The organism is Streptomyces sp. WM6386 (assembly GCF_000972385.1).
In the GTDB taxonomy this organism is placed as follows: Bacteria; Actinomycetota; Actinomycetes; order Streptomycetales; family Streptomycetaceae; genus Streptomyces.
In genome coordinates, this window is sequence record NZ_JXTE01000062.1 from 85,099 (window position 1) to 102,569 (window position 17,471).

The window sequence follows — 17,471 nt, forward strand, 5'->3', positions numbered from 1 at the left end:
CCGTCAGCCGCCCAGCATCCGCTCCAGCACGTCCCGCTGCAGCGGCAGCACCTCGGCGTGCAGATCGCGGCCCCTGCGGGTCAGCGTCACGAACACGCCGCGCCGGTCCTCCAGGCACACGGAACGCTCCACCAGGCCGTCCTTCTCCAGCCGGCCGATGAGCCGGGACAGCGCGCTCTGGCTGAGATGGACCCGCCCGACCAGGTTCTGCACCCGGCACAGGTCGCCCTCCGCGGGCGCCTCGGCCGCGAGGATGTCGAGCACCTCGAAGTCGCTCGCACCCAGTCCGTGCGGGTGCAGCACCCGGTCGATCTCGCACATCGTGCGCGCGTGCATCCCCAGGATGTCCCGCCACTGTTCCTCGAGCCGGGAGCCGGCCGCGTTCACTGCCATACACCGAATGTTAATGCGCGTGCATCGACACCCGGTCGGGGCGTGCGCGCTCAGCTGTCCTGGGTGATCCCGACCAGGTTGCCGTCCGAGTCCTTCACGGAGGCGATCAGCTTGCCGCCGCCGACGTCCGTGACGTCCTGGAGCAGTTCGGCGCCCGCGCCGAGCAGCGCGGCGAGACGGGCCCGGATGTCGGTGACGTGCCAGTAGGGGACCGGCCCTGTCATGCCCCGGGAGTGACCGTTCGGGTCGAGGCCCACGTCCTGGCCGGCGTCCTTGAAACCGACGTAGTAGGGCTCGTCGGCGTAGGGCTCGGTCTCCAGCAGCGCGCTGAACAGGGCCTTCGCCCGGGCGATGTCCTTGACGGGGTAGATGATGGTGTTCAGTCCTGCGGTCATCGGGATGCTCCTCCGTGGGTTCCTTCGTCGGTGGTTTCACCGTAGGACGGGGGAGTGCGACGCGGCTTCTCCGATCCTGACCGCTTGCCGCGAGAGGCCACGCCGGAAGGTCGGGCACTGGAGCAGATCCTCGTGCGGACAGTTCGCCCCGCCCTCGAGCATCTCCAGGGCGGCCTGCGCCGCGGCGATCCGGGCCCGCAGATCCGCCGCCTCGCGTCGCAGCATCGCACGCCGTCGCTCGGCGTCGCCCGTGACCATCAGGCGGATCGCCTCCAACGACAGCCCCGCCTCCTTGCCGCACAGCACGAAGGCGACCCGCACCAGGTCATCGGCACCGTAGCGGCGCCGGCCCGCCGTGTCCCGGTCCGGGGCCAGCAGTCCCACCGACTCCCAGTGCCGCAGCACATGCGGCTCCAGACCGAAGCGCCGGGCGAGCGCGCCGATGCTCAGAGTCTCCTCGCTTGACCTCATGCCGACATTAAGTCGCAGCCTGGTGCCCATGACCAGGACACCGGAGGAAACCGACCGGCTGATCGCCCTGCTCGACGGCGTGGAGCGGATGCCGGGCGCACACGAACTGCGCCTGCTCTCCTACGACTTGCTGGGCGCTGCCGATTCCGCCGTGGATGTCGGCTGCGGCGGGGGCAGGGCCGTCGCCGAGCTCACCGAGCGTGGCATCGAAGCCGTCGGCGTGGATCCGGACGAGCGGATGCTCGCCGTCGCGCGAACTCGATGGCCGCAGGCCGACTTTCGCACCGGGGACGCGTACCGACTGCCGCTGCCCGACCATGCTGTGCACGGTTACCGGGCCGACAAGGTGTTCCACGTACTCGCCGAACCGCAGCGGGCGTTGGCCCAGGCCCGCAGGGTCCTCGCGCCCGGCGGACGGATCGTCCTCCTCGGCCAGGACTGGGACACGATGGTCATCGACTCCGACGACCCCGCGCTGACCCGCGCGCTCGTGCACACCCGCGCCGACCGGGTCACCGCGCCACGCGCCGCGCGTGCCCACCGCAATCTGCTGCTCGACGCGGGGTTCGAGGACGTGCACATCGAGATCCGCGCCCTCGTCCTCACCGGGCCGCAGGCACTCCCGGTGCTCACGGACCTCGCAGGTGTCACGGACGAAGGGCGCGCCGCCGGCTGGATGGCCGAGCAGCGCGCCCGCGCGGAGAAGGACCGCCTGTTCGTCGCCGTACCGATGTTCGTGGCGGCGGCGACGGCACCGGTCAGGTCGAGTCGCGCTTGACCAACTCGGTCGGCAGTATGACCGCGGCCGAGTCCTCGCCGCCGATCTGGGCCAGCAGCACCCGGACCATCTCGGCGCTGATGCGGTCATAGGGCTGGCGGATGGTGGTGAGCTGGGGACGGGCGGCGAGGGCGGCCGCCGAGTCGTCGAAGCCGCCGACCGAGACGTCCTCCGGCACCCGCCGTCCCGCCCGCTCCAGCGCTGCCAGCACTCCCTGCGCCATCAGGTCGGACGCGACGAACACCGCGTCCATGTCCGGGGCTTGGGCGAGCAGCTGTTCGGCGCCCGCCTCGCCGCTGGCCCGGCTGTAGTCCCCGGAGGCCACGAGCCGCTCGTCGATCTCGATGCCCGCTTCGGCGAGCACCTCCTTGTAGCCGGCGAGGCGGTCGACGCCGCCCGGGGAGTCCAGTGGACCGGTCACGACACCGATGCGGCGACGGCCCAGCGACAGCAGATGGCGCACCATGTCACGGGCGCCGTCCCGGTCGTCCGCGGCCACGTAACTCACCTTCGAGCCGGGAACCATGGGCTTGCCGCACTGGACCAGGGGTACCCCCGCCTCGTGCAGTTCCTTGGCGACCGGGTCGGCGGAGTGGCTGGACACCAGCAGCACACCGTCGACATGCCCCGCCGTGATGTACCGCGTTATGCGCCGCCGTTCGTCCTCGGTGCCGGCCAGCATCAGCAGCAGCGGGATGTCGTGCGCGGCCAGCGCCTGGGTGCAGGCCCGCAGCAGCACATTGAAGTTGGGGTCCTCGAAGAACCGCTCCTGGGGCTCGGTCAGCAGGAACCCGACCGAGTCCGAGCGTCCGGTGATCAGTGAACGGGCGTGCCGGTTGACGACGTAACCCGTCTTGCGGATCGCGGCGTTGACCGCCTCCTGGGCGGCCGGGCTGACGTAGTGCCCGCCGTTGAGGACGCGCGAGACGGTACCTCGTGAGACTCCGGCCTCGCGGGCCACGTCGTGGATCGTCGGCGGTCTGCGCCGGCCCCCCGTGTTGCTCATGGTCATGACTTTACGGCTCCGGAGAGCAGATCGAGGCTCCAGAATCGCTGGATGACCAGGAAGAGCGCGACGAGCGGGATGATCGCGAGGAACGCGCCGGTGATCACCAGTGTGTACAGGGCGGGGGTGTTGGCGCCCTGCTCAAGGAGCGTGTACAGACCGAGGGTGATCGGGAACTTCTCGTCGTCGCTCAGCATGATGTACGGCAGCAGGAAGTTGTTCCAGATCGCCACGAACTGGAAGAGGAACACGGTCACCATGCCGGGGATCATCATCGGCAGCGCGACGCGGGTGAAGATCCGCCACTCGCTCGCGCCGTCCATCCGCCCGGCCTCGACCACGTCGGCGGGGACCGCGGCGGCGGCGTAGATGCGCGCGAGGTAGACGCCGTACGGCGACAGGACCTGCGGGAGCAGCACCGAGAGGTACGAGTCGGTGAGGTCCGCCTGGGCCATCAGCAGGTACTGCGGGACGGCGAGGATGATCGGCGGCATCAGCACGCCCGCGAGCAGGACGTTGAACATTGTCTCGCGGCCGCGGAAGCGGTAGGTCGCGAGCGCGTAGCCGCTGAACGCGGACACGACCGTCGACAGGAGGGCGCCCAGAACGGCGTAGAAGGCGGAGTTGGCCATCCACTCCCAGTAGACGCCGTCACGGTAGGCGCTCAGGTCCTTGATGTTGTCGACGAATCCCGAGCCCGGCAGGAACGTGAACGTGGAGAACAGCTCCGTGCCCGACTTGGTGGACGCGATCACCACCCACGCCACCGGCAGCAGCGTGTAGAGGGCGCCGATCAGCAGCGTCACCGTCGGGACGAGCGAGATCCGGCGGCGCAGCGGCGGACCCTGGGCCGCGCCCGGCGTGGTGCCTGCGGCCGGTTCGGTCTTGCGGACGGCAAGAGAACTCATCGTGCTGCCTCCTGCTTCTGACGACGGTTCGCGGCCCGCAGGAACCCGAAGGACAGCAGCAGCGTGGCGAGCGCGATGATCACGGCCTGGGCGGCCGCCGCGTAGATGTCACCGGTGCCGAACGCGTCCCGGTACACCTTCATCAGCGGACTCCAGGTCGTGGACACGGAGTTGGTGAGCGGCTTCAGCGTGGTCGGTTCGTTGAACACCTGGAGCGTGGCGATGATCGAGAAGAAGAAGGTCAGCACCAGCGAGGGCGCCACCATCGGGATCTTGATCCGCAGCGCGATCTGCGTCGGGGTGGCGCCGTCCAGCCTCGCCGCCTCGTACACCTCGGCCGGGATGGACCGCAGGGAGGTGTAGATGACGATCATGTTGAAGCCGGTGCCGCCCCAGACCGCGATGTTCGACAGGGCGAGATACAGCGGACCGCCGTCCAGCAGGTCCGGCTGCGGCAGGCCCAGCTTCTCCAGCACGTAATAGAAGGGGCTGACGTCCGGCAGGTACAGGAAGCCCCACAGCAGCGCCGCCACGACGCCGGGGATGGCGTACGGCAGGAAGATCGCGAGCCGGGTGAAGGGGGTGAACCGCACCTTGTCGGAGTCGAGCATCAGCGCGAACAGCAGGGCGAGGCCGAGCATCACCGGGACGACGATGCAGCCGTAGCCGAGGACGCGCAGCGCGCCGTTCAGCAGCTCGCTGTCGGTGAGGGCGTCCGTGTAGTTCTCCAGGCCGGCCCAGACCTCCGTGCGGGCGCCCTTGCCCAGGCCGAGCCCGGAGACGTGCACCTTGCGGAAGCTGAGCCACACCGCGTACCCGATGGGCAGCGCGAAGAACAGCGCGAAGAGGATCGTTGCGGGGATGAGGAAAAAATAGGGGGCGCTTCGCGCTCGTTTGAGGGTGGTGGTGGGAGACGGGTGGGCGTACGGGGCCCCCTTGACCCCGTACGACTTCCGGCGTGCGCTCGTCACTCGGAGACTCCGAAGCCCTGCTTCTTCAGGTCGGCGACGGTGGTGTCCTGCATCTTGTCCAGGGCGGCGCCGAAGTCCGACTTGTTCTTGGCGGCGGCGCCGAACGCGTCCTTGAAGGTCGTGTACGCGACGTTCACGTTCGGACCCCAGGCCGAGGGCGCCGTGGTCTTCGCGATCTCGGAGGCCTTGGCGTAGAAGTCCGCCTGCTGGGAGAAGTAGTCCGGCGGGGTGGTGAAGGCGCCGCTGGTCTGGGCGTTCGTGGCGGCCGGGTAGATGCCGCTCTCCTTGGCCAGGGCCTGCAGGGCGTCGTCGTCGGTGTTCAGCCAGGCGGCGAACTTGGCGGCGGCCTCCTGGTGCTTGGAGTCCGTGGTGACGCCGGTGGAGGAGCCGCCCCAGCTGCCGGTCCTGTTCTCACCCGCGGCCCACTGGGGGAGCGGGGCCATGGCCCACTTGCCCTTGGTGTCGGGCGCGGCGGTGGTCAGGGTGCCCGGCGCCCACACGGCGGAGACCCAGGCGATCTGCTTGCCGGTGTTGAGCGCCTTGTTCCAGGCCGGGGTGTACATCGGCTGGTTGTCGATGGCGCCCTCCTTGACGAGGCCGCCCCAGAAGTCGGCGACCTTCTTGGTGGCCGTGTCGTTGATGCCGACCTTCCACTTGTCGCCCTCGGTGGTCCACCACTGGGCGCCGGCCTGCTGGGCCAGGCCCGCGAAGAGGCCGGAGTCGTTGGCGGAGAAGGTGGTGAGATCCGTGTCGGGGGACTTCTTCTTCAGCGCGCGGGCGGTCTCGGCGAACTCGTCCCAGGTGGTGGGGACGGTCAGGCCGTACTTCTTGAAGAGGTCCTGGCGGTAGTAGAACATCATCGGGCCGATGTCCTGCGGGACCGCGTAGACGGCGTCCGTGCCCAGCGTGGTCTGCTGCCAGACACCGTCGGCGAACTTGCTCTTCGCGTCGCCGACGTTCTTCGAGATGTCCGCGAGCGCGTCATTGCTGACCAGGGTCGGCAGCGCCTGGTACTCGGCCTGGACCAGGTCGGGGGCCTTGCCGGCCTTGTGCGCGGTGAGGATCTTGGTGATCAGTGTGTCGCCGGATGCCTGCTTCTTCACCGTGACGGTGATCTGGTCCTTCTTGCCCTGGCCCTTGTTCCAGAGGTCGACGACCTTGTCCATGCCCGGCGTCCAGGTCCAGTACGTGAGCGAGACCGGACCGGAGTCGGCCTCGCTGTCCCCGTCGGACGAGCCGCAGGCGGCGAGTGCGGTGGCGCCGAGGGCAACGGCGACGGCGGATGCTGCCACTCTGCTGAGCCGGCTGCGCTTCGTGATGGGCATGGATCTCTCCCCTGACCAGGGCCCCCGCCTGCTGCGGTAGGCCTGCCATGCGTCTGTGAGCGTTCACAGTAGAGAAACATCCCGGACACTTGTCAATGGTTGTTTCCATGCGGTTATCTTGGCCTCACACCGCTGATCAGCTGTGTGCACGTTCCCAAAAGATCGACCACAACGGGAGAAGCCCATGCCGGAAGCCACCCCCAGGGGCCTCACCAGGCTCGCCTTCGGTGGGGACTACAACCCCGAGCAGTGGCCGGAAAGCGTCTGGCAGGAAGACGTCCGTCTGATGCGCGAGGCCGGCGTCACCATGGTGAGTGTCGGAATCTTCTCCTGGGCGCTCCTGGAGCCCTCACGAGGGGTGTACGACTTCGGCTGGCTCGACCGCCTGATCGACCTGCTGCACGAGAACGGCATCCGCGTAGACCTCGCCACACCCACCGTGGTGCCGCCGGTCTGGTTCTACCGGGCCCACCCCGACGCCCTGCCGGTGTCGCAGGAGGGCGTGCGCTACGAGTTCGGCTCGCGCGGCGCCATCTGTCACAGCAACGCCGACTACCGCGCGGCCGCCGCGAACATCACCACCCGGCTCGCCGAGCGCTACGGCGACCACCCGGCACTGGCGATGTGGCACGTGCACAACGAGTACGGCGTCCCCGTCTCCGCCTGTTACTGCGACTCCTGCGCGGCCCACTTCCGCCGCTGGCTGGAGACGACGTACGAGACGGTGGAGGCCGTCAACGAGGCCTGGGGCACCGCGTTCTGGGGCCAGCGGTACGCGGACTTCGGGGACATCAACCCGCCGCGCCTCGCCCCGACCGTCGGCAACCCGGCCCAGGCGCTGGACTACAAGCGCTTCGCCGACGCCACCATGCGCGAGAACTTCGTCATGGAGCGGGACATCCTGCACCGCCTCGCGCCCGGCGTCCCGGTGACGACCAACTTCATGACCGCCCTCAGCCAGTGCGACTCCGTCGACTACTGGGCCTGGGGCCGTGAGGTCGACATCGTCACCAACGACCACTACCTGATCACCGACGGCCGCCGCACCCACGTCAACCTCGCGATGGCCGCCGACCTCACCCGCTCGGTGGCCGGGGGAGCGCCCTGGATCCTCCTGGAGCACTCCACCTCGGGCATCAACTGGCAGGCCCGCAACCCCGCCAAGGCCCCCGGCCAGATGGCCCGTAACTCCCTCGCCCACGTGGCACGCGGTTCCGAGGGCGCCATGTTCTTCCAGTGGCGCCAGTCCCGGCGCGGCGCCGAGAAGTTCCACTCGGCGATGCTCCCGCACGGCGGCACCGACACGCGCGTGTGGCGGGAGGTCGTCGAACTCGGCGCGTCCCTCGACTCGTTGAGCACCCTGCAAGGCACCCGCACCCAGGCCGACGTGGCCGTCCTGTGGGACTGGCACTCCTGGTGGGCGCAGAACCTCGCCTGGCGCCCCAGCGAGGACCACGACCCTCGCGAGCGCGCCGACGCCTTCTACGAGGCGCTCTACGACCGGCACCTCACCGTCGACTTCGCCCACCCGGAAGCCGACCTGTCGAGGTATCCCCTTGTCGTCGTACCCGCCCTCTACCTGATGACGGAGGCGGCCGGGAACAACCTCAAGGAGTACGTGGAGAACGGCGGCACCCTCGTCGTCTCCTTCTTCTCCGGGATCGTCGACGAGCACGACGCCGTGCACGAGGGCGCCTACCCCGGCGCGCTGCGGGACGTCCTCGGCCTGACGGTCGAGGAGTTCTCACCGCTGCTCCAGGGCGAGAACGTGCGCATCACCGGACCCGACGGCTCCGAGCTCAGCGGCGACGTGTGGACCGAGTTCGTGGTGCCGCGCGGCGCGGAGACGGTGTGGACGTACGCCGAAGGCCTCACCGAGGGACAGCCGGCGGTCACCCGCCACCGCCTCGGCCAGGGCACCGCCTGGTACGTCTCCACGCGCCTCGGCGCGGAGGGCCTCGACGCGCTGCTCGGCTGGGCGATCGAGGACGCGCAGGTCGCGACGCGTGTCGACCTGCCCCGCGACGTCGAACTCGTGCGCCGCACCGGCGAGTCGGGGACGTATCTCTTCGCGGTCAACCACACCGCGTCGGACGCCAAGGTGCCGCTGGAGGCCTCCGGCACCGAGCTGCTGACCGGTGAACGTGCCGCGGGCCGCCTCGAGGTCCCCGCGGGTGCCGTCCGGGTCGTACGGCTCGACGGCTGAGCCGGCCCCACCGGCCGAACCGACTCCCCTCCGCCCGTGCGAGCCGCTCGTGCCGCGGGCGGAGGGGCCCTTCGCCGGCCCCCGGCGAGGGACATCCCCAACCCCATTTGTCGAAGGGACGACGGACGAAGATGTTCCATCCCAGACGCACCCTCCGGGCCCTGCTCCTCCCGCTCACCGCGGGGCTCGCCCTCACCGCCCTGCCCGCGCAGACCGCGCAGGCGGCCAGTACGCTCACCAACGGCGGTTTCGAATCCGACGGCGCGGGCTCGGCGGCCCCGACCGGCTGGTCCGAGTACGGCTCGACCGCCGCCTCGTACTCCGAGTCCGGTGGCCACGGCGGCAGTTACCGCCTCAGCCACTACTCGTCCTCCGCCTACAAGGTGGAGACGTACCAGTACCTGTCCGGGCTGACCAACGGGAACTACACCCTCACCGCCTGGGTCCGCTCCGGCGGCGGGCAGAACTCCGCGTACATCTCGCTGAAGAACTGCGGCAGTTCCGAGCAGCGCACCAACCTGCCGGTCTCCGCCGGCGGCTGGATACGTGTCGTCACCTCCGTCGCGGTGACGAACAACCAGTGCACGATCAGCATCAACTCCGATGCCAACGCGGGCAACTGGATCAACGTCGACGACCTGACCTTCACGTCGGGCTCGACCGGCACGTCCATCAAGGGCTCGGACGTCTCCTCACTCGCCAAGAGCGAGGCCCTCGGCGGTACGTACAGGACCAGTTCCGGCACGACCGGTGACGCGCTCGCGATCCTGAAGTCCGCCGGGCAGAACTACGCCCGCGTCAAGGTCTGGGTGAGCCCGAAGGACGGCTACAACACCAAGACGCAGGTGCTGGCGCTGGCCAAGCGCATCAAGGCGCAGGGCATGAAGCTGCTGGTCGACTTCCACTACTCGGACACCTGGGCCGACCCGGGTGCGCAGACCGTGCCGTCCGCGTGGTCGGGACACAGCTACAGCCAGCTGAAGACGGACGTCTACAACCACACGTACGACGTCCTCAACGCGCTGAAGGCGCAGGGCACCACGGCCGACATGGTCCAGGTGGGCAACGAGATCAACGGCGGCATGCTGTGGAACGTCGGCTCCACCTCCAACTGGTCGCAGCTCGCGGGTCTGCTCAACTCCGGCTACGACGCGGTCAAGGCCGTCAGCTCCGCCACCCAGGTGGCGCTGCACCTCGCCAAGGGCGGTGACCTGACCGGCACCCGCTGGTGGTTCGACAACGCGGTCTCCAACGGTGTGAAGTTCGACGTCATCGGCCTGTCCTACTACGGCTACTGGCACGGTTCGCTCGCCGACTTCCAGACGACCCTGGACGACGCGGCCGCCCGCTACAGCAAGCCGGTCTTCGTCGCCGAGACGGCCTACCCCTTCCGTCTGGACAGCGACGACTCCTTCGAGAACATCATCGACCTCTCCAGCGAACTGGTCTCCGGCTACCCGGCCACGACGGCCGGCCAGACCCGGTGGATGAACGACGTCGCCAGTCTCGTGGAGGCCGTTCCGAACGGCCGCGGCCTCGGCGTCTTCTACTGGGAGTCGACCTGGACCGCGGTCACCGGCAACGGCTGGGACCCGACCGACGCCACATCCGGCAACGGCTGGGAGAACCAGGCGCTGTTCGACTACGACAACAAGGCGCAGCCGGCGATGGCGTGGTTCAGCCACCGGTAGTTCCTTCCTGACGGGGGCCCGGCCACAGCAGTGCGGCCGGGCCCCTTCGTGTTAATCGGTCGATGACCGGCGAACGACCGACCGGATCGCCCATAGGTACACAGACGTTCCTCGCAAGTCCATTCGGTATCGGACAAGCCGTGTGAAGTCCGTACACGGCGGCCTGGACTGCGGGACAGTGGGAACACGCGGTACGAGGAGGCCGGTCCGGAGGGGGACGACATGCTGAGGACTCCCGTCACTGAGCGACGGCTGGACATTCTGGAATGGCTGAAGGATCCGGCCGCACACTTCCCGTCGCAGCGTCGCCGCGATCCGACCGAGGACGGCGTCACCGCGGATGCCGTGGCCGCCAAGCTCGGGGTGCGTCGCCAGGTCGCCGACACCCACCTCGAACTGCTCACGGACATCGGCCTGTTGCGCGCCAGGCGGATCCGGCGGCGCACCTACTACCGACGGGACGAGGTGCGGATAGCCGAGGTGGCGCGCATGTTCGAGAAGGGCTGGTAAGAAGGGCTCTCGGGCCCCCAAAGGCTCAGAGGCGACGAAGGGCGGATGTCCGTGGAGCGTGCACAGGTGCTGGTCCCGCGCAGGTACGTCGCGATCGGCGGACGGGGCCCCGAGGACGTCGTCGCCGACAGCCGGGGCCGTGTGCTGACCGGTGTGGAGGACGGCCGTATCCTCCGCCTCGACGGTCTCGCCGACCCGGCCACGACCCGCGTCGAGGTACTCGCCGAGACCGGCGGCAGACCCCTCGGTCTCGAACTCCTCGCGGACGACACCCTGTTGGTCTGCGACGCCGAACTCGGGCTGCTGCGCGTCGACCTGAACACGGGCGTCGTGCGCATCCTCGCCGACTCGGTGGCGGGGGAGCGGCTGAGGTTCTGCAGCAACACCGTCGCCCTCTCCGACGGCACCGTGTACTTCACGGTCTCCAGCCGCCGCTACCCCCTCGACCAGTGGATCGGCGACCTCGTCGAACACACCGGCACGGGCCGGCTCCTGCGCCTCGCACCCGGCAGCGAGACACCCGAAGTCCTCCTGGACGGGCTTCAGTTCGCCAACGGCCTCGCCCCGAGCGGCGACGAGTCCTTCCTGGTGGTCGCGGAGACCGGTGCGTACCGTCTGACCCGCCACTGGCTCACCGGCCCGAACGCGGGCCGCTCCGAACCCTTCGTCGAGCACCTCCCCGGCATGCCCGACAACATCTGGCGCGCCCGGCCCGACGGACCCATCTGGGTGTCCCTGGCCGGCCCTCGCGTCCCCCCGCTGGACCTGCTGCACCGCGCCGGCCCGGCCGCCCGCCGTACCGCCGCCCGGCTGGCCGTGCACGCCCCCTTCCGCCCCACGGGCACGATCGGCGTCCTCGCGGTCGACGACCACGGCGAGACCGTCCACCACCTCACTCGCCGCCACTCCGGTTTCCGCATGGTCACCAGCGTCTGCCAGGCGGCCGGCCACCTGGTCCTGGGCAGCCTCCGGGAGCGGGGCGTGGCCCTGTGCGAGCCGCCCGCGCCCAAGTGAGCCCGGCGTTACCCTGTTGGCGGCCGTGATCAGGCCGTCCAGGCAGGAGACGTACGACCATGACAGCCCCGGAGACCGAGACTCTCCGTGTCCCCACCCCCCGGCAGCCGGTCCTGCGCGGCCAGGGCCCCGTTGTCGCCGTGGTCGCGCTCGGCGGTGCCCTCGGGGCCACGGCCCGGTACGCACTCTCCCTGTGGTGGCCCCCGCAGCCGGGCGGATTCCCCTGGGCGACCTTCTGGACCAACGTCGTCGGCTGTGCCGTGATCGGGGTGTTCATGGTGGTCATCACCGAGGTGTGGGCCGCGCACCGCCTGGTCCGGCCCTTCTTCGGCACCGGCGTCCTCGGCGGCTTCACCACCTTCTCCACGTACGCCGTCGACGTGCAGAAACTCCTCGACTCAGGCCACCCCGGCACCGGCCTGGCCTACCTCGCCGCGACCCTGCTCGCGGCCCTCGCGGCGGTGTGGCTCGCCGCGACGGCGACCCGTCGCGTCCTGAAGCGGAGGCAGCCATGACGAGGCTGACCGGTAACGCCCTGCGGGTGACCGTGCTCATCGGCGAGCACGACACCTGGCACCACAAGCCCCTCTACAGCGAGATCGTGCACCGCGCCCACGCGGCGGGTCTCGCGGGGGCCAGCGTCTTCCGGGGCATCGAGGGCTTCGGCGCCTCCTCGCGGATCCACACCTCACGGCTGCTGTCCCTGAGCGAGGACCTGCCGGTCGCGATCGTCATCGTCGACACCGAGGAGCGCGTACGGGCCTTCCTGCCACAGCTCGACGAACTCGTCACCGAAGGCCTGGTCGTCCTCGACGACTGCGAGGTCATCAGGTACGTCGGACGGGGTGAGGAATCCGGCGAACCGGACACGAACGGTAAGAGGTCGTTGTGAACTGGCTGCTGGTCGTCGCGGGCGCCACAGTCGGTGCCCCGCTCCGCTATCTCACCGACCGCGCGATCCAGTCCCGCCACGACTCGGTCTTCCCGTGGGGCACCTTCGTCGTCAACGTCACGGGCTGCCTGATCCTCGGCCTGCTGACCGGCGCCGCCGGGTCCCACCACCTCCAACTCCTGCTCGGCACCGGCCTGTGCGGCGCCCTGACCACGTACTCGACCTTCTCGTACGAGACCCTGCGGCTGACCGAGACGGGCGCGGGGCTGTACGCCCTCGCCAACGTGGGTGGGAGCCTGGTCGCCGGTCTGGGGGCGGCTTTCGTGGGCGTGGAACTCGCCCGCGCCGTCTGGGCGTAAGGCTTCGGGACACATCCGCGTGTAGTAAGACTGTCCCCGCCGAACCCCCTCCCCGCTGGAAGAACTGGAACCCATGAGCGCCATCAGCGTCGGTCAGGCTGTCGTCCTCGGAGCCGTCGAGGGGGTGACCGAGTTCCTGCCCGTCTCCTCCACCGGCCATCTGAAGATCGCCGAGGGGCTCATGAGCATCCCCGTCGACGACGACGCCGTGGTCGGGTTCTCGGCCGTCATCCAGGTCGGCGCGATCGCAGCCGTGCTCGTGTACTTCTTCAAGGACATCGTGCGGATCGTCTCCGCGTGGGGCCGTGGGCTGCGGAACAAGGAGGAGCGCTACCACCACGACTACAAGTTCGCCTGGTGGGTCATCTACGCCACGGTCCCGATCGTCGTCGTGGGCCTCGCCGCCAAGCCGCTCATCCAGGGCCCGCTCGCCTCGCTGTGGGTCGTCGCGGGCTCCCTGATCGTCGGCAGTGGGGTGATGTGGGCGGCGGACCAGATGGGCCGGCACAAGCGCGGGGAGGACGACACCTCGTTCAAGGACGCGATGCTCGTCGGCAGCTCCCAGATCCTCGCCCTGCTCTTCCCCGGCTTCTCCCGCTCGGGCGCCACCATGTCGACCGCGCTCATGCTGGACCTGGACCGCGTCGCCGCCACCCGCCTGTCGTTCTTCCTGGGCATCCCCGCCCTGACCGGAGCCGGGATCTACGAGCTCAAGGACGCGCTCGGCACCGGCGCGGGGGCGGCCCCGCTGGCCGTCGGCACGGCCGTCTCCTTCGTCGTCGCCTACGCCTCCATCGCCTGGCTGCTGAAGTTTGTGGCCAAGCACTCCTTCAACGCCTTCGTCGTCTACCGGATCGTCGTGGGCGTGCTGCTGTTCGGCCTGCTGGCGACGGGTGCGCTGAGCAGCTGACCGGACGCCGACGGGTGTGAGACGGCTTTCACGTCTCACACCCCATGAAATTCTCCATTCACACGCCTTGACAGCACCCTCCTCGGGCCCGGAGTATCACTCCCGTGAACCTGTCAGACAGCCGGACAGCCGGACAGCCCCCGCGACGCGTCAGTGCCATGGAAGCGGTGCTGGGGTATCTGCGTGGCGCCATCGAGCGCGGGGAGTACGCCATCGGCGACAAGCTCCCCTCCGAGGCCGAGCTCTGCCGCACCCTGGAGGTCAGCCGGCCCGTCCTGCGCGAGGCCCTCAGGGCCCTGCAGACCATGGGCCTGACCGTCTCCAAGACCGGCAAGGGCACCTTCGTCGTCGCCAACGCGGTGGAGGACCCCACCTTCGGCGACTACGCGGCCAGCGACCTGCTGGAAGTGCGCCGCCACGTCGAGATCCCCGTCGCCGGATACGCGGCCGTGCGCCGCACCCCGGAGAACCTCGACCACCTGGCCCATCTCCTGGACCGCATGGAGCGGGAGACGGACACCACGGCGTGGGTCGCGATGGACACCCTCTTCCATCTCGCCGTGGCCGAGGCCGCCCAGAACCCGGTCTTCCGCCGGGTCATCGAGGAGATCCGTGACGCACTGGCGCGTCAGTCGGCCTTCCTCAACGAACTGGGCGGCCGCCGGGAGCAGTCCAACCGGGAGCACCGGGCGATCGTCGAGGCGCTGATCGACGGTTCCGAGCTCGACGCGGTGGAGGCCATGTCCCACCACCTCGACCGCGTCGAGACCACCCTCACCGACATCGTGCGTTCCCCTGGCAAGGGCACGGACACCCCCACGGAAGGCAACCCCCAGGCGTGAGCGAGCAAAGCCTGCACGACGGCGTGCAGAAACGTTCCGGCCATGTCGATGCCGGAGACGAGGGCTACAGCAAGTCGCTGAAGTCCCGGCACGTCAACATGATCGCCATCGGCACCGGCCTCTTCCTCGGAGCCGGCGGCCGCCTCGCCGACGCCGGGCCTTCGTTGTTCATCGCCTACGCGGTCTGCGGAATCTTCGCCTTCCTCGTGGTCCGCGCCCTCGGCGAACTCGTCCTGTACCGCCCGTCCTCCGGCGCCTTCGTGTCCTACGCCCGGGAATTCCTGGGCGAGAAGGGCGCCTACATCGCGGGCTGGATGTACTTCCTGAACTGGGCCACCACCGGCATCGCCGACATCACCGCCGTGGCCGTCTACACCCACTACTGGGGCATGTTCTCCGACATACCGCAGTGGGTGATCGCGCTCATCGCGCTCGCCGTCGTCCTCACCGTGAACCTCATCTCGGTGAAGATGTTCGGCGAGCTGGAGTTCTGGTTCGCCATCATCAAGGTGGGCGCGCTCGTGGCGTTCATGCTGATCGGCATCTTCCTGCTGGTCACCCAGCACGAGGTCGGCGACACCACCCCCGGCCCGGCCCTGATCACCGACAACGGCGGCGTCTTCCCCAACGGCCTGCTGCCCATGCTGCTGATCCTCCAGGGCGTCGTCTTCGCCTACGCCTCGGTGGAGCTGGTGGGCGTCGCGGCCGGTGAGACCGAGAACCCCGAGAAGATCATGCCGAAGGCGATCAACTCGATCATGTGGCGCGTCGGCCTCTTCTACGTCGGCTCGGTCGTCCTGCTCTCGATGCTGCTGCCGTGGAACAAGTACACCGGCGGCCAGAGCCCCTTCGTCACCGTGCTCTCCAACATCGGCGTCCCGGCCGCCGGCGGAGTGATGAACCTCGTCGTCCTCACCGCGGCCATGTCCTCGCTCAACTCCGGCCTCTACTCCACCGGCCGCATCCTGCGCTCCATGGCGATGTCCGGCTCCGCGCCCAAGTTCACCGGCGTCATGAGCCGCAGCCAGATCCCCTACGGCGGCATCCTGCTCACCAGCGGCATCTGCGTCCTCGGCGTCGGCCTCAACTTCGTGGTCCCCGCCGACGCTTTCGAGATCGTGCTCAACTTCGCCGCGATCGGGATCCTGTCGACCTGGGGCATGATCATGCTCTGTCACCTGCTCTTCTGGCAGAAGACGGAGAAGGGCGAACTGACCCGCCCCGGCTACCGGCTGCCGGGCTCCCCCTGGACCGAACTCGTGACGATGGCGTTCCTCGCCTCCGTCCTGGTCCTCATGTACGCCGACGGCGGCGTCGGACGCACCACCGTGCTGTGCCTGCCGCTGATCGCCGGCGCCCTGGTCGCCGGGTGGTACGCCGTCCGCGGCCGGGTCGCCCGCACCTCCACCGAGACCGAATCCACCGCCGCCGACGCGTGACCCGCGTGGCGCACCCTTAGAAGCAGGAAGTGATGTACAGCAGTCTCGTCGCGGACCCACCCCTGATCCGCGAGCCCCTCCACGCCCCCGTCGCCCACCTCATACGCGGCGGGGTCGTGGAGGGCATCCACTACGGTTCCGTCGTCGTCCTCGGCGCGGACGGGCAGGTCCGGTTCCAGCTCGGCGACATCGAGGCGGCGTTCTATCCGCGCTCGGCGCTGAAGCCGGTGCAGGCCGTCGCCATGGTCCGGGCCGGGCTCCCGCTCGACGGTGAGCTGCTGTCGCTGACCGCGGCGAGCCACTCCGGCGAGGAACGTCATCTCGCCGGTACCCGGCGGATCCTGGAGCTGGCGGGCGTGGGCGAGGACGCCCTGCGCAACGTACCGGACATGCCGTACGACCCGGTCGTACGGGATGTGTGGGTGCGGGAGTCCCGACCGCCGTCGCGGCTCGCCCAGAACTGTTCCGGGAAGCATGCGGCGATGCTCTACACGTGCGTGCTGAACGACTGGCCGCTCGAGGGTTATCTGGACCCAGGTCATCCGCTTCAGCAGGCGATCGCCGAGATCGTGGAGGACCTCACGGGACAGCGGATCGCCCAGGTGACGGTGGACGGGTGTGGAGCGCCCCTCTTTTCCCTGTCCTTGAACGGGCTTGCCCGGGCTGCCGCGCGGATCACCTCCGCGGCGCCGGGTACGCCCGAGGCTCGGGTCGCCGACGCGATGCGGGCGCATGCGGAGATGGCGTCCGGGGCGGGGCGGGATGTCGCCGCGTTGATGCGGGCCGTGCCGGGGCTGTTGGCCAAGGACGGGTTCGAGGGCGTGCAGGTTGCTGCGCTTCCGGACGGGCGTTCTGTTGCTGTGAAGATCGCTGACGGGGCGAATCGGGCGCGGGTGCCTGTTGCTGCGGCGGCGTTGGCGTGGGCCGGGGTCGATCCGTCTGTGCTGGCCGAGTTCCAGGGTGAGGCTCTTCTGGGAGGCGGTCGGGAGGTCGGGCGGGTTCGGCCGGTTCGTTCGCTCGAGCCGGTTGTGGTTTCGGCTTGCGCCTAAGGATGTGCCTGGATTTGTCGTTCTGCGGCTGCGGGCCGGTTGTGGCTGGTCGCGCCGTTCCCCGCGCCCTGAAAGAACTCACCGCACCCCCCTCAGAAAGAGGAACCGAACCTCATGACCGCCGTCGCCGTCACTCGCCGCGAGCACGATCTGCTCGGTGATCGTGATGTTCCCGCTGATGCCTACTGGGGTGTGCACACCCTCCGCGCCACGGAGAACTTCGCCATCACCGGCACTCCCATCTCCGCCTACCCCCACCTCCTTGACGCCCTCGCCGCCGTCAAGGAGGCCGCCGCGCTCGCCAATGAGGAA

At 69.3% G+C, this 17,471-nt stretch carries 19 protein-coding genes and 1 pseudogene; 13 read left to right on the forward strand and 7 right to left on the reverse strand.

Annotated elements, in window-relative coordinates; translation table 11 throughout:
* Positions 1 to 3 precede the first annotated feature (3 nt).
* Genes TN53_RS30965 through TN53_RS30975 form a run of 3 tightly spaced genes read right to left on the reverse strand, consistent with a single transcriptional unit; the run spans position 4 to position 1,259 of the window.
* Positions 4 to 393, reverse strand: a complete 390-nt coding sequence (locus tag TN53_RS30965; protein ID WP_046262034.1) for a MarR family winged helix-turn-helix transcriptional regulator — start codon at positions 391 to 393, stop codon at positions 4 to 6.
* Positions 394 to 443: 50 nt separating this feature from the next.
* Entirely contained in the window at positions 444 to 788 is a 345-nt protein-coding gene (locus TN53_RS30970) for a VOC family protein (protein WP_046262035.1), read from the reverse strand.
* Positions 789 to 824: 36 nt separating this feature from the next.
* A complete protein-coding gene (locus TN53_RS30975; RefSeq protein WP_046262036.1) occupies positions 825 to 1,259 on the reverse strand; it encodes a MerR family transcriptional regulator in 435 nt (144 codons plus the stop codon).
* Between the two features lie 28 nt (positions 1,260 to 1,287).
* On the opposite strand from TN53_RS30975, the gene TN53_RS30980 reads away from it, so the two are divergent.
* Positions 1,288 to 2,037: a methyltransferase domain-containing protein gene (locus tag TN53_RS30980; protein WP_046262037.1), complete on the forward strand. Its 750-nt coding sequence runs from the start codon at positions 1,288 to 1,290 to the stop codon at positions 2,035 to 2,037.
* Here TN53_RS30980 and TN53_RS30985 read toward each other — a convergent pair.
* The 4 genes from TN53_RS30985 to TN53_RS31000 are packed head-to-tail and all read right to left on the reverse strand — an operon-like array spanning position 2,018 to position 6,247.
* A complete protein-coding gene (locus TN53_RS30985) occupies positions 2,018 to 3,049 on the reverse strand; it encodes a LacI family DNA-binding transcriptional regulator (protein ID WP_046262038.1) in 1,032 nt (343 codons plus the stop codon). The two genes, TN53_RS30980 and TN53_RS30985, sit on opposite strands and share 20 nt — an antisense overlap.
* Positions 3,046 to 3,951, reverse strand: coding sequence for a carbohydrate ABC transporter permease (locus TN53_RS30990; protein WP_046262039.1), 906 nt, complete (start codon positions 3,949 to 3,951; stop codon positions 3,046 to 3,048). Before TN53_RS30990 ends, TN53_RS30985 begins: the two co-directional genes overlap by 4 nt.
* Positions 3,948 to 4,922, reverse strand: coding sequence for a carbohydrate ABC transporter permease (locus tag TN53_RS30995; protein WP_095046824.1), 975 nt, complete (start codon positions 4,920 to 4,922; stop codon positions 3,948 to 3,950). Before TN53_RS30995 ends, TN53_RS30990 begins: the two co-directional genes overlap by 4 nt.
* A complete protein-coding gene (locus tag TN53_RS31000; RefSeq protein ID WP_046262040.1) occupies positions 4,919 to 6,247 on the reverse strand; it encodes an ABC transporter substrate-binding protein in 1,329 nt (442 codons plus the stop codon). Before TN53_RS31000 ends, TN53_RS30995 begins: the two co-directional genes overlap by 4 nt.
* A 184-nt stretch (positions 6,248 to 6,431) precedes the next feature.
* Here TN53_RS31000 and TN53_RS31005 point away from each other — a divergent pair, with 184 nt between their 5' ends.
* The 12 genes and pseudogenes from TN53_RS31005 to TN53_RS48535 form a co-directional block, all read left to right on the forward strand.
* Entirely contained in the window at positions 6,432 to 8,453 is a 2,022-nt protein-coding gene (locus TN53_RS31005; protein WP_046262041.1) for a beta-galactosidase, read from the forward strand.
* 131 nt (positions 8,454 to 8,584) lie between these two features.
* Positions 8,585 to 10,144 (forward strand): glycosyl hydrolase 53 family protein, encoded by a 1,560-nt coding sequence (locus tag TN53_RS31010; protein WP_046262042.1) that lies wholly within the window; start codon positions 8,585 to 8,587, stop codon positions 10,142 to 10,144.
* A 222-nt stretch (positions 10,145 to 10,366) separates the two neighbouring features.
* A complete protein-coding gene (locus TN53_RS31015; protein ID WP_046262043.1) occupies positions 10,367 to 10,654 on the forward strand; it encodes a helix-turn-helix domain-containing protein in 288 nt (95 codons plus the stop codon).
* 45 nt (positions 10,655 to 10,699) lie between these two features.
* On the forward strand, positions 10,700 to 11,668 hold the full coding sequence (locus TN53_RS31020; RefSeq protein WP_420719142.1) for an SMP-30/gluconolactonase/LRE family protein: 969 nt from the start codon (positions 10,700 to 10,702) through the stop codon (positions 11,666 to 11,668).
* A gap of 59 nt (positions 11,669 to 11,727) precedes the next feature.
* Positions 11,728 to 12,183, forward strand: coding sequence for a fluoride efflux transporter CrcB (gene crcB / locus TN53_RS31025; RefSeq protein ID WP_046262044.1), 456 nt, complete (start codon positions 11,728 to 11,730; stop codon positions 12,181 to 12,183).
* Entirely contained in the window at positions 12,180 to 12,560 is a 381-nt protein-coding gene (locus TN53_RS31030; protein ID WP_046262045.1) for a DUF190 domain-containing protein, read from the forward strand. Before crcB (TN53_RS31025) ends, TN53_RS31030 begins: the two co-directional genes overlap by 4 nt.
* Entirely contained in the window at positions 12,557 to 12,919 is a 363-nt protein-coding gene (gene crcB, locus TN53_RS31035; RefSeq protein ID WP_046262046.1) for a fluoride efflux transporter CrcB, read from the forward strand. Before TN53_RS31030 ends, crcB (TN53_RS31035) begins: the two co-directional genes overlap by 4 nt.
* Positions 12,920 to 12,992: 73 nt before the next feature.
* Positions 12,993 to 13,829, forward strand: coding sequence for an undecaprenyl-diphosphate phosphatase (locus TN53_RS31040; RefSeq protein WP_046262047.1), 837 nt, complete (start codon positions 12,993 to 12,995; stop codon positions 13,827 to 13,829).
* 158 nt (positions 13,830 to 13,987) lie between these two features.
* Positions 13,988 to 14,671 carry a FadR/GntR family transcriptional regulator gene (locus TN53_RS31045; RefSeq protein WP_046262048.1) on the forward strand — a complete coding sequence of 228 codons (684 nt, stop codon included), beginning with the start codon at positions 13,988 to 13,990 and terminating at the stop codon, positions 14,669 to 14,671.
* Entirely contained in the window at positions 14,668 to 16,110 is a 1,443-nt protein-coding gene (locus TN53_RS31050; RefSeq protein ID WP_046262049.1) for an amino acid permease, read from the forward strand. The genes TN53_RS31045 and TN53_RS31050 overlap by 4 nt, the downstream gene beginning before the upstream one ends.
* 32 nt (positions 16,111 to 16,142) lie before the next feature.
* Positions 16,143 to 17,159 carry an asparaginase gene (locus TN53_RS31055; protein ID WP_046262050.1) on the forward strand — a complete coding sequence of 339 codons (1,017 nt, stop codon included), beginning with the start codon at positions 16,143 to 16,145 and terminating at the stop codon, positions 17,157 to 17,159.
* 114 nt (positions 17,160 to 17,273) lie between these two features.
* Positions 17,274 to 17,471: pseudogene (locus TN53_RS48535) on the forward strand (lyase family protein); the annotation flags it as partial.